The organism is Lelliottia sp. JS-SCA-14, from assembly GCF_035593345.1.
Lineage (GTDB): Bacteria > Pseudomonadota > Gammaproteobacteria > Enterobacterales > Enterobacteriaceae > Enterobacter > Enterobacter wanjuensis.
On the sequence record NZ_CP141606.1, the window covers coordinates 4,188,980 to 4,204,583 of the forward strand.

General features: G+C 56.4%; 10 protein-coding genes. 6 read left to right on the forward strand and 4 right to left on the reverse strand.

Translation table 11 applies throughout. The features are described 5' to 3' along the window. Positions 1 to 183: 183 nt before the first annotated feature. Positions 184 to 2,475 carry a phosphatidylglycerol--membrane-oligosaccharide glycerophosphotransferase gene (gene opgB, locus U9O48_RS19525; protein WP_282493443.1) on the forward strand — a complete coding sequence of 764 codons (2,292 nt, stop codon included), beginning with the start codon at positions 184 to 186 and terminating at the stop codon, positions 2,473 to 2,475. 131 nt (positions 2,476 to 2,606) lie between these two features. On the opposite strand, the gene U9O48_RS19530 is transcribed toward opgB, so the two are convergent. Beyond that, the gene (locus tag U9O48_RS19530) at positions 2,607 to 3,764 is read right to left on the reverse strand and encodes an integrase core domain-containing protein (RefSeq protein ID WP_324723042.1); all 1,158 of its coding nucleotides are present in this window, start codon (positions 3,762 to 3,764) and stop codon (positions 2,607 to 2,609) included. A 180-nt stretch (positions 3,765 to 3,944) separates the two neighbouring features. Continuing rightward, positions 3,945 to 5,615 (reverse strand): methyl-accepting chemotaxis protein, encoded by a 1,671-nt coding sequence (gene tsr / locus U9O48_RS19535; protein ID WP_285145583.1) that lies wholly within the window; start codon positions 5,613 to 5,615, stop codon positions 3,945 to 3,947. Between the two features lie 239 nt (positions 5,616 to 5,854). Between tsr and U9O48_RS19540 the strand changes: the two genes are divergently transcribed. From U9O48_RS19540 to U9O48_RS19560, 5 genes are all read left to right on the forward strand, one after another. Continuing rightward, on the forward strand, positions 5,855 to 6,757 hold the full coding sequence (locus tag U9O48_RS19540; RefSeq protein ID WP_324723043.1) for a helix-turn-helix transcriptional regulator: 903 nt from the start codon (positions 5,855 to 5,857) through the stop codon (positions 6,755 to 6,757). A 212-nt stretch (positions 6,758 to 6,969) separates the two neighbouring features. Next, positions 6,970 to 9,123 (forward strand): carbon starvation CstA family protein, encoded by a 2,154-nt coding sequence (locus U9O48_RS19545; RefSeq protein WP_095280643.1) that lies wholly within the window; start codon positions 6,970 to 6,972, stop codon positions 9,121 to 9,123. Positions 9,124 to 9,219: 96 nt separating this feature from the next. Then, positions 9,220 to 9,423, forward strand: coding sequence for a YbdD/YjiX family protein (locus U9O48_RS19550; RefSeq protein ID WP_282493440.1), 204 nt, complete (start codon positions 9,220 to 9,222; stop codon positions 9,421 to 9,423). 10 nt (positions 9,424 to 9,433) lie between these two features. Then, the gene (yjiA, locus tag U9O48_RS19555; protein ID WP_324723045.1) at positions 9,434 to 10,387 is read left to right on the forward strand and encodes a GTPase; all 954 of its coding nucleotides are present in this window, start codon (positions 9,434 to 9,436) and stop codon (positions 10,385 to 10,387) included. Positions 10,388 to 10,745: 358 nt separating this feature from the next. Beyond that, positions 10,746 to 11,291, forward strand: a complete 546-nt coding sequence (locus U9O48_RS19560; RefSeq protein WP_282493438.1) for a YfaZ family outer membrane protein — start codon at positions 10,746 to 10,748, stop codon at positions 11,289 to 11,291. Positions 11,292 to 11,422: 131 nt separating this feature from the next. On the opposite strand, the gene U9O48_RS19565 is transcribed toward U9O48_RS19560, so the two are convergent. Then, entirely contained in the window at positions 11,423 to 13,984 is a 2,562-nt protein-coding gene (locus U9O48_RS19565; protein ID WP_324723046.1) for a penicillin acylase family protein, read from the reverse strand. A 218-nt stretch (positions 13,985 to 14,202) separates the two neighbouring features. Beyond that, positions 14,203 to 15,573 (reverse strand): NAD-dependent succinate-semialdehyde dehydrogenase, encoded by a 1,371-nt coding sequence (locus tag U9O48_RS19570; protein ID WP_285153705.1) that lies wholly within the window; start codon positions 15,571 to 15,573, stop codon positions 14,203 to 14,205. Between the last annotated feature and the right edge of the window lie 31 nt (positions 15,574 to 15,604).

Here is a 15,604-nt window from a genome sequence, read left to right on the forward strand (position 1 = left end):
GTCTCAGCACCCGTATAACGCGATGCGACGGCGATCAAAATTTCTACTTTCTAAACCAAATCCTAACAACAGCACATTTTAGTGACACTAGAATTGCAGCTATGTGACTTCGCCATTAAATTGTATTAACCAAAAAACAATCAGTTAGCCAGCTAAGTGACTGGCGCTATTGAGGATAAGCTGTTGTCAGAGTTTATTTCCCTTGCCCTGTTCCTGGCTTCCATTGGCATCTATGCCTGGAAGGCAGGTCGCAACACCTGGTGGTTTATTGCCACGTTACTGGTGTTGGGGATTTTTATTGTTTTGAACATTACCCTGTACGCCAGCGATTACTTTACCGGTGACGGTATCAACGACGCCGTGCTCTATACGCTCACCAACAGCCTGACGGGCGCAGGAGTTAGTAAGTACATACTTCCTGGAACTGGACTGGTGCTGGCGCTGGTTGCGGTGTTTGGCACCCTCGGCTGGGTGCTGCGCCGTCGCCGTCATCTCCCGCATCATATGGGTTACAGCCTGCTGGCCCTGGTGCTGGCGCTCGGCTCCGTGGATGCCAGCCCGGCGTTCCATCAGATCACCGAGCTGGTGAAATCCCAGTCCCGCGACGGCGATCCGGATTTCACGGCCTGGTATAAAGAGCCGTCGAAAACCATCGCCAACCCGAAGCTGAACCTGGTTTATATCTACGGCGAAAGTCTGGAGCGCACCTATTTCGATAACGATGCCTTCCCGAATCTGACGCCGGATCTCGGCCCGCTGAAAGACGAAGGGCTGGATTTCAGCCACACGTCGCAGCTGCCGGGCACCGATTACACCATCGCCGGGATGGTCGCCTCCCAGTGCGGCATCCCGCTGTTCGCGCCGTTCGAGGGTAACGCCTCGGCGTCGATGTCGAGCTTCTTCCCGCAGAATATCTGCCTCGGCGACATCCTGAAAAACTCCGGCTACGAAAACTACTTTATGCAGGGGGCCAACCTGCGTTTTGCCGGAAAAGACGTGTTCCTGAAATCCCACGGCTTCGACCATCTCTATGGCGCGGAAGAGTTGAAAACCACGGTTGCCGACCCGTCCTACCGCAATGACTGGGGCTTTTACGACGACACGGTGCTGGACGAAACCTGGAAGAAGTTCGAGGAGCTGTCCAAATCCGGCAAACGCTTCTCGCTCTTCGCCTTAACCGTTGATACGCACCACCCGGACGGCTTTATCTCGCGCACCTGCGAGCGCAAAAAGTACGACATCAACGGCAAGACCAATCAGTCGTTCAGCGCCGTGACCTGTAGCCAGGAACACATCGCCGCGTTTATCAATAAAATCAAAGCCTCGCCGTATTTCAAAAACACGGTGATCGTCGTCTCTTCCGACCATCTGGCGATGAAAAACACCGCCTGGGACGAGCTGAACAAACAGGATCGCAGCAACCTGTTCTTCGTGATGCGCGGCGACCAGCCTCAGCAGGAGGTCATCGCCACCAAACGCAACACCATGGATAACGGCGCAACGGTGCTGGATATTCTGGGCGGGGATAACTTCATCGGGCTGGGACGCAGCACGCTCTCCGGCCAGTCGCTCTCCGAAGTGTTCCTCAACATGAAAGAGAAGATTCTGGCGTGGAAACCGGACGTGATCCGCCTGTGGAACTTCCCGAAAGAGATGAAAGATTTCACCATCGACCAGCAGAAAAACATGATTGCCTTCTCGGGCAGCCATTTCCGCCTGCCGCTGCTCCTGCGCGTATCGGATAACCGCGTCGAACCGCTGCCGGAGAGTGAATACTCCGCGCCGCTGCGCTTCCAGCTGGCCGACTTCGCCCCGCGCGATAACTTCGTCTGGGTCGACCGCTGCTACAAGATGGGCCAGCTGTGGTCGCAGCCGCTGTCGCTTTCCACGGACTGGTGCGTGTCACAGGGTCAGCTCGGCGGCGAACAAACCGTCCAGCGCGTGGATAAAGATCAGTGGAAAGGCAAAACCGCGTTCAAGGATACGGTGATCAATACCGACCGCTATCAGCGCAACGTGGATCTGCTGAAAGTGGTGGATAACGATATTCGCTACAAGGCGGACAGCTTCGTGTTTAACGTGGCGGGCGCGCCGGAAGAGGTGAAGCAGTTTAGCGGTATTTCACGCCCGGAATCCTGGGGACGCTGGTCCAACGCGCAGCTTGGCGACGAGGTGAAAATCGAATACGCCCAGCCGCTACCGGAGAAATTCGATCTGGTGATCACCGCCAAAGCCTTCGGCCCGAACGCCAACAAACCGATCCCGGTGCGCATCGGCGACAAAGAGCAGACCATCACCCTCGGCAACGATGTCACGACAACGACGCTGCATTTCGAGAACCCGTCGCGCAGCAATACGGTCGTGATCGTGCCGCCAGACCCGCAGTCGACGAACGAGGGCAATATCCTCGGACATTCACCGCGCAAGCTGGGGATTGGGATGGTTGAAATGAAGGTGGTGCAGACCGGAGTGTAAACTTGTAGGCCGGGTAAGGCGAAGCCGCCACCCGGCAACAAACGACTGTGCGGCCTAAAAACGCCCGGTGGCGCTGCTGTATGACCGGATACATAGGTGACAGATCAGACCGGGAACATAGGTAACACTTTCTAGTCTATCCGGACCACACTCTCGGTTTTTCGGTCGTAGTACGCAAGCGTTATTCCATTAAAGATGATGGCCTCCAGGCCATCATCCTGTTCCTCCAGCATTATGTATTCGCCAGTCAGGGCTTTACTCAGGAACACCGTCCCCTTTTTACCCATATACAGTGTGCCCCTCGATTTTACTCTGTAGACCATACCCCCTGCCGGATAAGCGTATTCAGGAACCCTGCCATCCCACTGCCGGCCTGAGGGTTGCCACACCGTTCCGGGTGTTGCGCCGTTCAGCGCTTCGTGTGGACGCTCATGATTAAACTCCTCCCGGTAATGGCTGAACCAGCGCTGCTGCTCTTCCATCGTCATGAAGGTATTGCCATGCCGCAGGGCGCTCTTCAGCGAACGGTGCATGCGTTCATGACGTCCGTTCTCCTCCGGATGTCCCAGCCGGATACGCTCCGGCCTGACACCCAGCTTTATCAGCCAGACCGCAAGACGGCTTAATCCGGCGATACCCGTCCCGGCGAACGGCTGGCCGTTGTCGGTTCTGAGCACATCCGGGAGCCCGTATTCCAGGAACGCCTCCGTCAGGCACTGTCTGACGAACGGCTCGCTCTCCCGGTCTGTTCCGCGACAGCTCAGGAGATACCGGCTGTGGTTATCGGTCAGGGTGAAGGGATGGCAGTATTCCCTGCTCAGCAGTCTGAACTTGCCTTTAAAATCAGCGCTCCAGACCTGATTGTTTTCACTGACCCTGGTCAGCGGCTGACGATTTCCCGGTGTCCTGCGCTTACGTTTTTTATCCGGGACGAGCCCCTCGCGTTTGAGGATATCGCCGATGGTGCTGGCCGCGGGCACGGTAAAATCGACAGCGTGGTTGAGACACCACATCCGCAGTTTTTTAGGCCCCCAGTCCGGGTGTTTTTGCCGTAATGCCGTCAGATAACCGGCGATGTCATCCGGGACAGAGCGGGACGAGGAGTGGGGTGCCCGCGAGCGGTCAAAGAGCGAGGAAGGGTCAGAAGGTTCGAAGCGCTGAAGCCACTTGTAGCCGGTTTTGCGGCTGATGCCGAAGAGACGGCAAAGGGCTGAAAAGGAGTCCGCGCCTGCATGGCAGGCACGGATAAATTCAAGGCGTTGCATAGGTCGGGTCTCAGTCCAGGGCATAGTGAGTCTCCTCTTCTATGCCAGTTATAACTGTTACCCATGTATCCGGTCTAAAGTGTTACCCATGTTTCCGGTTCATACCCTGCGCTTACCGGGCCTACAAAGGACCACGCATTTCCGCCACCCGGCAACATAACAGACGACTCAAGCGCCCTTCCTGAACAGGGCGCTTTTTTTACATCAGAAGGTTTCCCAGTTCTCACTGGACGCGGTCGTCGCGGCAGCGGCTTTACGCCCCTTGGCCGTCACCACCGGCGTTTTCAACCCGCCGTTATCGCGTGATTTCTGCTGCTCCTGCTGAATGCGGAACACCGCCACCGCCTGCGTCAGACGGCTCGCCTGCTCTTCCAGCGCGGCAGCTGCCGCAGCGGACTCTTCCACCAGCGAGGCGTTCTGCTGCGTCACACGGTCCATCTCTGCAACCGCCAGACCGACCTGGTCGATACCGCGGCTCTGCTCATCAGATGCAGAGGCGATTTCGCCCATAATGTCGGTCACGCGGGTCACCGCATTCACGATTTCGCCCATGGTTTCGCCAGCGCTTTCCACCAGGGTCGAACCCAGCTCAACGCGGCCCACGGAGTCTTCGATCAGGCTCTTAATTTCGCGTGCCGCCTGGGCGCTACGCTGCGCCAGGTTACGCACTTCACCTGCCACCACCGCAAAACCACGGCCCTGCTCGCCCGCACGTGCTGCTTCGACGGCGGCGTTCAGCGCCAGGATGTTGGTCTGGAAGGCAATCCCGTCGATCACGCTGATAATGTCAGCGATTTTCTGCGAGCTGCCCGCGATGTCACGCATGGTTTGCACCACGTTATCCACCACTTTCCCGCCTTTCTGCGCAGTCTCGGACGCGCTCAGCGCCAGATTGCTCGCCTGACGGGCGTTTTCGGCGTTCTGCTTCACGGTCGCGGTCAGCTCTTCCATGCTGGCAGCCGTCTCTTCCAGAGAAGCCGCCTGCTGCTCGGTACGGGAAGAGAGATCGTTGTTGCCGACAGAGATTTCGCTCGCGCCGCTGTAGATCGCATTCGCGCCGTTACGCACATCGCCAACGGTGCTCACCAGCTCGCTCTGCATGTGACGCAGAGTGTCCGCCAGCTGGCCCATCTCATTGGTACCTTCGACGTCAATACGCTTCACCAGATCGCCGCTGGCGATATGACGAATGCTGTCGATCAGACGATTCAGCGGAGAGATCAGTGACTGCTTAATGCCCAGCCAGACGCCAACGATCACTACCAGCACCGCGATCAGCACGCTGATCAGCACCCAGATCGCCTGAGTATACGAGCTGTTGCTGTCGTCCACGGCAGTCTGATACAGATGATCGTTCTGCTGCAGGTAGTTCACGTACTGCTTCTCAAAACCATCCTGATAGCTCTGGGTCGGCTGATCGAAGAAGTCATTGATCTTACCCGCGCCCAGCAGCTGGATAAGCTCGGCCAGCGCACCGTGATAGATATCGTAGTTACGTTTGATCTCCAGGGCGGCAGCGTCGCTCTGACGCGGATCGCGCGGCAGTGCTTCGTAATCAGCCCAGTTTTTCTCCGCCTGCTTCAGGGAAGCGGACGCAATCTGCATCAGTTCCGCAACGGTGGCGCCGCTGCCGATGTTGCTCTGATCCATCATGTAACGGATACCCGCGCGGTTCAGGGTATTACGGGTTTGCAGCAACGCGACCCAGCTGCCGTTAAGCGTGGATTGTTGCTGGCGAATAGTTTGTAGGACAGTGAAGTTTTCTTTGTCATGCTTCAGGGCATTGAAGAAAAGTCCACCGGATGTCAGTTGTAACAGGCCGAAAATAGCCAAAACCAGCAACAAGCTGGTGACAATCTTGATACGATTTAACATGTTTTCTCTTTCCATCAGACAGATAACAGAATTTTCGGCCTGGTTAGAGAAAACTTTACGAAAATCGTGTTGATGATTTGAACATTTACGGAGGATTTCGCAAAAAACTATTAATGTTTATCCTAAATCGCGCCGTTATATATTCCATAAGATAAATTTTATCTCTGTTGCACTGACATATTCTGTCAGTGACATCCTTATTCTGCAGAGATTTTCACCGCACTAAACGGGAATATAATATGACAACTCCAGCCCGCAGCCGCTCGGCTGAACGACTCGTCGATATTCTTATGGAGCTGCATTTAAACGGTGTGGTTAACCGTCGCGACTTGATGCATAAATTTAAAATTACCGAACGCACGGTATATCGCGATCTCAATGCTCTCGCCCCCATTGTTCAGCACACGGGAAATGGCCTGTATCGTCTGATTCACACCCAGCAAAACGCCAGCGGCCAGGGGCTACACAACGCCGTCGCTAACCTGTTGAATGTGGATAACTATTTTCCTGACCGCGGCACCGCGTTCTGGCAGAGTCTGGAGGCGCGCGTCGAAGAGAACCATATTCTGATCCTCAGCAACGACGCCGAACACACGGTTCAGAATGATATTCGTCGACATCTGACGGCGATTGAGAAATCGATAAAAGAGCGGCACGTCTGCCAGATGGTTTATAAAGACAAAACGCGACTGATTAATCCGTACAAATTAATTAACAAAAAAAATATATGGTATTTACAAGCTACGGAAAATGGCAGGCTGAAATCGTTTTCATTAAGTCAGATAAACTGGCTGGATATTCAAAAAGAGACCTTCACGCCGGATGCCGATACGGCAGAATTACTTGAGAAGAATCTCGACCCCTGGGTGAGCGAAGATACTTTCGAAGTGAAAATATTTACCAACAATATTATTTCGCACTACTTCACCCGCCGCGACCTGCTCCCGGACCAGGAGGTGATTGCGGAAAGCGATGACGGCGTGACGATCCGCTGCCAGGCGGCGCACGAGAATCAGATCCTGCCGCTGATTTTCTACTGGCTGCCGAATATTCAGGTGCTGGAACCACAGTGGCTGCGGGACAAACTCTTCGAGACCCTCGAAGGCTACATGACCAGCGCGCCTGCCGAGGTGCTCGAATAATCAGTGTGATCTCAATCACATAAACCAGCCCGCTGGCGGCGAGCCTGAACCACTCGCCCCAGCCTTTGACCGCTTACCCACCGCAATCAACCACTCACCCATTTACCGTCCTTTACACGCGCGACGATCTGGCAAGATCGCCACAGCATTAATCAATACCTCCTCAAAACGAACTCAGGCCCTTTTTCCAGTTAAAAAAACCAGGTCTAACTATGGATACGAAAAAACTACTTAAGCACGTACCCTGGGCGCTCCTCGGGATCCTCGGTGCTTTCTGTCTGGCGGTTGTCGCATTACGCCGGGGCGAACACGTTAGCGCCCTGTGGATCGTGGTCGCGTCGGTTTCCGTCTATCTGGTAGCGTACCGCTACTACAGTCTTTACATCGCGCAGAAGGTCATGAAACTCGACCCGACGCGTTCCACTCCGGCGGTCATCAACAATGACGGCCTGAACTACGTGCCCACCAACCGCTACGTGCTGTTTGGTCACCACTTTGCCGCGATCGCCGGTGCAGGTCCGCTGGTTGGGCCGGTGCTTGCCGCGCAGATGGGCTATCTGCCTGGCACTCTGTGGCTGCTCGCGGGCGTGGTGCTGGCGGGTGCGGTGCAGGACTTCATGGTGCTGTTCATCTCGACCCGTCGTAACGGCGCTTCTCTGGGTGAGATGATCAAAGAAGAGATGGGCCGCGTGCCGGGCACCATTGCCCTGTTCGGCTGCTTCCTGATCATGATCATCATCCTCGCGGTGCTGGCGCTGATCGTGGTGAAAGCTCTGGCCGAAAGCCCGTGGGGTGTGTTCACCGTCTGCTCGACCGTACCGATTGCGCTGTTCATGGGTATCTACATGCGCTTTATCCGTCCGGGCCGCGTCGGTGAAGTGTCGGTGATTGGTATCGTGCTGTTGGTCGCTTCCATTTACTTCGGCGGCATCATTGCCCACGACCCGTACTGGGGCCCGGCGCTGACCTTCAAAGACACCACCATTACCTTCGCCCTGATTGGCTACGCGTTTATCTCTGCGCTGCTGCCGGTGTGGCTGATTCTGGCCCCGCGTGACTACCTGGCGACGTTCCTGAAAATCGGTGTGATTGTCGGTCTGGCGATCGGCATCGTGATCATCAACCCGGAACTGAAAATGCCAGCCGTGACCCAGTACATTGACGGTACCGGTCCACTGTGGAAAGGCGCGCTGTTCCCGTTCCTGTTTATCACCATCGCCTGTGGTGCCGTCTCTGGTTTCCACGCCTTAATCGCTTCCGGCACCACGCCGAAGCTGATGGCGAACGAAACCGACGCGCGCTTTATCGGTTACGGCGCAATGCTGATGGAGTCCTTCGTGGCGATCATGGCCCTGGTGGCCGCGTCCATCATCGAGCCAGGTCTGTACTTCGCGATGAACACCCCGCCAGCGGGCCTTGGCATCACCATGCCAAACCTGCATGAGATGGGTGGCGACAACGCGGCGCTGATCATGGCCCAGCTGAAAGACGCCAGCGCTCATGCGGCGGCGACCGTCAGCTCCTGGGGCTTCGTGATCTCGCCTGAGCAGATCATGCAGACCGCGAAAGACATCGGCGAGCCGTCGATTCTGAACCGTGCGGGTGGCGCACCAACCCTGGCCGTCGGTATCGCACACGTGTTCCACAAAGTGCTGCCGTGGGCGGACATGGGCTTCTGGTACCACTTCGGTATTCTGTTCGAAGCGCTGTTCATCCTGACCGCGCTGGACGCTGGTACCCGTGCGGGCCGCTTCATGCTGCAAGATTTGCTTGGTAACTTCGTGCCGTTCCTGAAGAAAACCGACTCTCTGGTGGCGGGCGTGCTGGGCACCGCAGGCTGTGTCGGTCTGTGGGGCTACCTGCTGTATCAGGGCGTCGTCGACCCACTCGGCGGCGTGAAGAGCCTGTGGCCGCTGTTCGGTATCTCTAACCAGATGCTCGCAGCCGTGGCGCTGGTGCTCGGTACCGTGGTGCTGGTGAAGATGAAACGCACCAAATACATCTGGGTGACGGTGGTTCCTGCGCTGTGGCTGCTGCTGTGCACCACCTGGGCGCTGGGCCTGAAACTGTTCAGCACCAACCCGCAGCTGGAAGGCTTCCTGTTTATGGCTAACCAGTACAAGGCGAAAATCGCCGCGGGCGGCGGTGACCTGACCGCACAGCAGATTGCCAACATGAACCATATCGTGGTGAACAACTACACCAACGCCGGTTTGAGTATTCTGTTCCTGGTCGTGGTCTACAGCATCATCTTCTACGGCATCAAAACCTGGATGAATGTGCGTAACGCCGAAGGCCGTACGGATAAAGAAACCCCGTATGTGCCGGTCCCGGAAGGCGGCGTGAAGACTTCTTCGCACCACTAAAACCCTGGCGGGTGGCGCTACGCTAACCCGCCCTACACAGAACCTGTAGGCCCGGATCGCTGCGCGCCACCGGGCTTTTTCTATCTGGATGGCACAATGTTTGGTAACTTAGGCGAAGCAAAAAAATACCTCGGTCAGGCGGCGAAAATGCTGATTGGTATTCCGGACTATGACAACTACGTTGAACATATGCAGACCAACCATCCGGATAAACCGTACATGACCTACAAAGAATTCTTCCGCGAGCGCCAGCAAGCGCGCTACGGCGGCGATGGCAAAAGCGGCGTACGCTGTTGCTAAAGGAGAGAACATGACCCCTATTGCAGTCACCCTGTTAACCGGCTTTCTCGGCGCGGGTAAAACCACCCTGCTGCGCCACATCCTCAACGAACAGCACGGCTTTAAAATCGCCGTCATCGAAAACGAATTCGGCGAAGTCTCCGTCGACGATCAGTTGATTGGCGATCGCGCCACCCAGATTAAAACCCTGACCAACGGCTGCATCTGCTGCACCCGCTCCAGCGAGCTGGAAGATGCCCTGCTGGATCTGCTCGACAGCCGCGACCGCGGTGACATCGAATTTGACCGTCTGGTGATCGAATGCACCGGCATGGCCGACCCCGGCCCGATCATCCAGACCTTTTTCTCCCACGACATTCTCTGCCAGCGCTACCTGCTGGACGGCGTGATTGCCCTGGTCGATGCGGTCCACGCCGACGAGCAGATGAACCAGTTCACCATCGCCCAGTCGCAGATTGGCTACGCGGACCGCATTCTGCTGACCAAAACCGATGTGGCCGGGGACTGCGAAAAACTGCGTGAGCGCCTGACGCGCATCAACGCCCGCGCGCCGATCTACACGGTCATCCACGGTGATATCGATCTCGCGCAGCTGTTCAACACCAACGGCTTTATGCTGGAAGAGAACATCACCGCGAAGCCGCGCTTCCATTTCATCGGCGACAAACAAAACGACGTCACCTCGATCGTGGTCGAGCTGGATTACCCGGTGGATATCAGCGATGTCTCCCGCGTGATGGAAAACCTGCTGCTGTCGTTTGCCGACAAACTGCTGCGCTACAAAGGGATGCTGTGGATTGACGGCGAGCCGAACCGCCTGCTGTTCCAGGGCGTGCAACGCCTGTACAGCGCCGACTGGGATCGTCCGTGGGGCGAGGAAACACCGCACAGCACCATGGTCTTTATCGGGATTCAGCTCCCGGAAGAAGAGATCCGCGCGGCCTTTGCCGAACTGAAACGCTGATCCCCGCACCAAACCGCCCTTTTATCCGGGCGGTTCCTGCAAAACCTGCGTAATAACGATTCGAGAAATGTAATTTTTCGTCATTTTCAGAACTTTTTTGAAATAATGAAAATCCTTATTAATTCACTCCTCATCATTATTTTGGCGATATTCAGGCTTCGTTTAGCTGATAAACAAAACGAAGTCTAAACGTGAAATGATTAATGATTGACGCGAGGGCAAACCAACCTTCTCTCAACAACAGCCGCATCAAAAATTAACAAAACCAGCATAAAACTGCGAGTAACGTCACATTTGCAGTCGTAAACATCGCTTGTTAAGGTGTCCTCAGATTAATTTGATGACGAGGAAATACACCATGAAAAAGATTAACTTCATTCTGCTTTCTGTTCTGACCGTAACTTCTGGCTCCGCTCTGGCGATGGGCGCTTCTATTGAACAGGGTAAGAACTTCACCAATTTAAATATCGAAATGGGTAAATCCACCTCCGGTGTTTATGCCGAAAGTAACTGGCTGAAAAATACCGACGACGGCACCCAGACCGGTGGTGTTGGCGCAGGTTACAACCTGGAAGTGGGCCCGGCGATGCTGAATGCCGGTGCGAAAGCCATCTACCTCGGCCCGAAAAAAGGCGATAACGGCGTCGCATTCCCGGTCGGCGGCGGTGTGAACGTTGCCCTGACTGACAGCATCAACGTCTTCGGCGAAGGTTACGTGGCTCCTAACGGCCTGAACAACAGCGTGAAAAACTACGTTGAAGCCAACGGCGGCGTAAGCTGGACTCCAGTCAAACCGGTGACGCTGAAAGTCGGCTACCGCCACGTGAGCGTTGACGGCAAAGACGGTCGTCCAAACCACACCCTGATTGACGGCGCCTACTTCGGCGGCGGCGTGAGCTTCTAAGGTCAGCTATTGCCGGGTGGCGCTACGCTTACCCGGCCTACAATATCCAGATATATCAATGGCTTTGTCGTTGTGTAGGTCGGGTAAGCGCAGCGCCACCCGACAGCAAACGCGCTCGGGCCATATCAGCTTCACCTGACATAATGCGGGTCACTTACGGTGACCTGCAAAATCTCCTGCGATTCCTGATTCGCACTCACCTCCTGCGGCGTTAACCACAGCGGCTTCCGGCCAAAGGTTTCGTACATTTTCAGCTGATCGTCATAGTGCTTATCCGGCGTTCCGTCCGGTGCCACAAATCCGCTTTGACCGGGCGCGACCACATCCCAGGCCAGCACCGGGCTTTTACCGGATGTCGGCGAGAAGACAATCATGTCATTTTCCGTACCCCGGTTCTGATACTCGGCCTGATGCCGCGCCTCTTTCGCCGCCGCCTGCGGTACGCCGAAGAAGTTATTCGCGCGGAACGTCAGCGCCATCGCAGGCGTATTCCAGGTGTTGATATCCGTGCCGTAGCGCGTCGAGAGCGTCTGCCAGGCATCCTGCAAAGCATCAAGGACCACCGCCTGCTGCGACTGCCCGGCAAACAGATCGACTTCCTGCGGGATCGCCGATTTTTCCCCCTCCAGCGCTTCAAACAGGATCTTGGCCCCGACGCTGATATTCAGCGAGCCGGTCGGTCCGTCCTGTGTCGTTTCATATCCGCTGGCGCTGTACCAGGTGTTAAACGGCGCCGGTACGGCAGCCACCACCGTGCGTTTCAGCATGCTGGTCAGCCAGGCGTTCAGAATGGCTGACCCCGGTTGCTGGTACGTTTTCCCGTCCTCACTCATCACGTTTTGCCCGTCCCAGCTCGCCAGTGATCTCACCAGTTGCAGCCGAGGATCGCTCTCTGGCAAGCTCGCCGTCGCTTTTTGCAGGGTCGGCAGGAACAGACGCAGGTTCAGATCCTGACGGCTGGTTTTCTGGATCAGATCCCAGGCCTGCTCGTGGGTCAGCGTCGGCTGTTTGTCGATGAGCTGCGTGATCTCCGTGACGCGATCCGCCCCGCCCCATAAGAAGGCGAACAGATCCGAGGCCGGATAATCTTTCTGCGGCGAGTTGTTCCAGTTGGCGATATACCCCGACTGCGGGTTATAGACTTTCGGATTCAGGTCAAACGACAACAGCCCCTGCCAGTCCCACTTTCCGGTGCCCGGCACCGGCAGACGCGGATCGTGCCCCGGCTGGCGTTTCGGATACGCGCCCCCGTGAACGTAGCCGATGTTGCCGTCGACATCCGCGTAATACCAGTTGATCGTCAGCGCCTGCTTCGCCGCCTGCGCCGTCCAGCTCGGCCAGTCTTTGGCCTTCATCTGATGCGTCCATGCCAGCAGAGATGCGACCTCCTTCCCATCCCAGGCACGCGCTTTAGCATAGGCGGTGTGGGTGGCCGGATCGGTTTTGATCACGTTCCCGTGCAGGGTTCGCCAGACGGTAAAGGTCTCCGGCTGGCCGTCTTTCACGGCGATGGTCTCTTCGCGACTGAGCATTTTGACCCACTCGCCGTTATGCAGATACTCGCCCGGTTTTTGATCCGAGATTTGTTCGGCAAAGATATCCACATCGTCGCCGAACCCCGCCGTCGCGCCCCAGGAGATCTTCCCGTTATGACCAAACACCAGCCCCGGATAGGCGAACGGCGTGTTGCCGGTGACGTCATAGCCCGCGCCGTGCAGTCCGATGCCATAGGTATACGCCGGGGCGTACCAGCCAAACTGCGGGCCGTTGACCATGATGGCTTTCGCGTCCTGCGCCTTTTTCTTGCCAATCACCCACATGTTGCTGGTCGTCGGATACCCGGCCAGGCCGTTGGCACCGCTGCGGGCAAACTGTTCAGCGATCGCTTCCCGATTCTGCCCGGCGGTGAGTGCCAGCAGTGCGCCGTCGTTGCCTTTGGCTGGGCGATCCAGCATCGGCGCGGGGAGATCGTAGCGCGGAAGCAGCGCGGCGGTTTGGGTGTTTTTGAGATCAAAGCTCAGCGGGTAGTGACTTTCCCCGGCGGCGATCGTAGTCGGTGCCGCCGGATTCACCAGCCATTTCAGCTGGTTAAACACCCCTATCCCTTTCTGCGCGCCATATTTATCTTTCAGCGCCGTCAGCAGCGCCAGGTTGTCGATTTCGCTGGTGCTGTCAGAAAAGCGGTTTGCCATGGTACCGACAAAAACCATCGCCACATCAAAGGGCTGCCAGTGTCCGGGCTTAAAACCAAACCCGGCAAACTGCGCGGGCATTAGCTTGCCAGGGTCGGCGTTCACTTTATCGATCCAGGCGTTCATTCCGTCGGCGTAGCCCTGCAGGATCGCTTTGTCATCGGCAGACAGCGCGGCGATCTGCGCATGAATGGAGTCCGGCCAGTAGTTCTGGCGGATATCTTTATCAAAACTCACAAAGGATTTTCCGAGCACCTCGGACACCGTGCCCTGGGTGCTACGCCGCGCCATCTCCATCTGGAACAGGCGATCCTGCGCCACCACGTAACCGTAGCCGTAAAAAAGACGATACGTATCGTCGGCGTAAATATGCGGCATGCCGTAGTTATCGCGAACGATCTTGACCTCTGTCGGGGCGGTATTTGCCAGCGCCGCGATGCTCCAGCTCAGCGTCAGGGAAGCCACAACACAGTTCACGATCATACGATTTGTATTTTTCATTGTATCCTCTTGCAGGTGTATGATTTTCGATTTGATACTAGCAAGAGGCTAAATCTTATCCAGAACAGTCAGTTTGTTTCACTGCGAACTGTGAGTCTGGTAACTAATTCATGATACAAATATATCCGTTATGTGACTTAATACGAATCACAAAACTTTATCCATTGCAAAAAAAAGGGCGGCTCGAAAGCCACCCATTTTACCGCTGTTAAATCAGCTTACCGGCGAACCACCACCAGCTTCTGGTTCACGAACTCTTTGATACCGAGATCCGACAGCTCGCGACCATAGCCCGAGCGCTTCACGCCGCCGAACGGCAGTTCCGCCGCGGTGTCGGTCAGCCAGTTGATGTAGACCATCCCGGTTTCAATTCGCGACGCCATTTTCTTCGCACGATCAATATCCTGGCTGAACACCGCCCCGCCGAGGCCGTAATTTGAGTCGTTCGCCAGGCTCACCGCTTCGTCGTCGCTTTTCACAACATAGAACTGCGCCACCGGCCCGAAGAACTCTTCGAAGTAAGCCGGGTTGTCGCGGGAGATATGGGTCAGGATCGTCGGCTCGAAGAAGTTCCCTTCGCGCTCAACCGGCTTCCCGCCGAAATGCACTTTCGCACCATTTTTCACCGCCTCGTTAACCTGTTTGGTCAGGGTCTCCAGCGCGTCTTTCGACGACAGCGGCCCCAGCGTGGTTTTCTCATCCAGCGGATCGCCGATCTTCACCTCGCGGAACGCCTCGGTGAAAGCGGTCAGAAACTGATCCGCGACTTTCTCATGGACGATAAACCGCTTCGCGGCGGTACAGACCTGCCCGGCGTTGTTGAGTCGGGCATTGACGCCGATCTTGACCGCTTTCTTGAGATCCGCATCGTCGAGGACGATAAACACATCGTTACCGCCCAGTTCAAGGGTCGATTTTTTAATGTGCTTCGCCGCCTGCGCCGCCACGACGCTCCCGGCCTTTTCAGACCCAGTCAGAGCTGCGCCCTGCACGCGCGGATCGGCAATGATCTTCGCGACCTGGTCCGAAGAGATAAAGAGATTCGTCCAGGCCCCGTCCGGCGCACCGGCTTCCCGCACCAGATGGGCGAACGCTTCCGCGCAGTGCGGCACGATACTGGCATGTTTCGCCACCACCGGGTTCCCCGCCGCCAGGTTCGGTGCCAGGACGCGCATCAGCTGATAGAACGGGAAATTCCACGGCTCAACGGCCATCACCACGCCAATCGGATGGTGTTCTACCCAGGCGTCGCCGAGCTCCGACTTGTACTTCACGGGCGCAAGAAACTGCTTCGCGTTATCCGCGTAATAGCGGGCTATCTGCGCGCAGAGCTTCACCTCCCCGCGGCTTTGCTCGATGAGTTTCCCCATCTCCTGGCTCGCAATTTTCGCCAGCTCTTCGCTCCGGCTGTCGATCAGATCCGCCAGCTTATGCAGCACCGGCAGACGCTGTTCGATAGCCCCTTTCGCCCACTCGGAATGATAAAGCGCATCCGCCGTTTTCAGCGCCGCCTCGACCTCCGCATCGGTGTGGGATTTGTACTCTTTGATGAGCTTGTTGTTAGCAGGATTCACTGTCTGGTAAGCCATATAGGTCTCCTTAATTACCGCTTAGGGTATT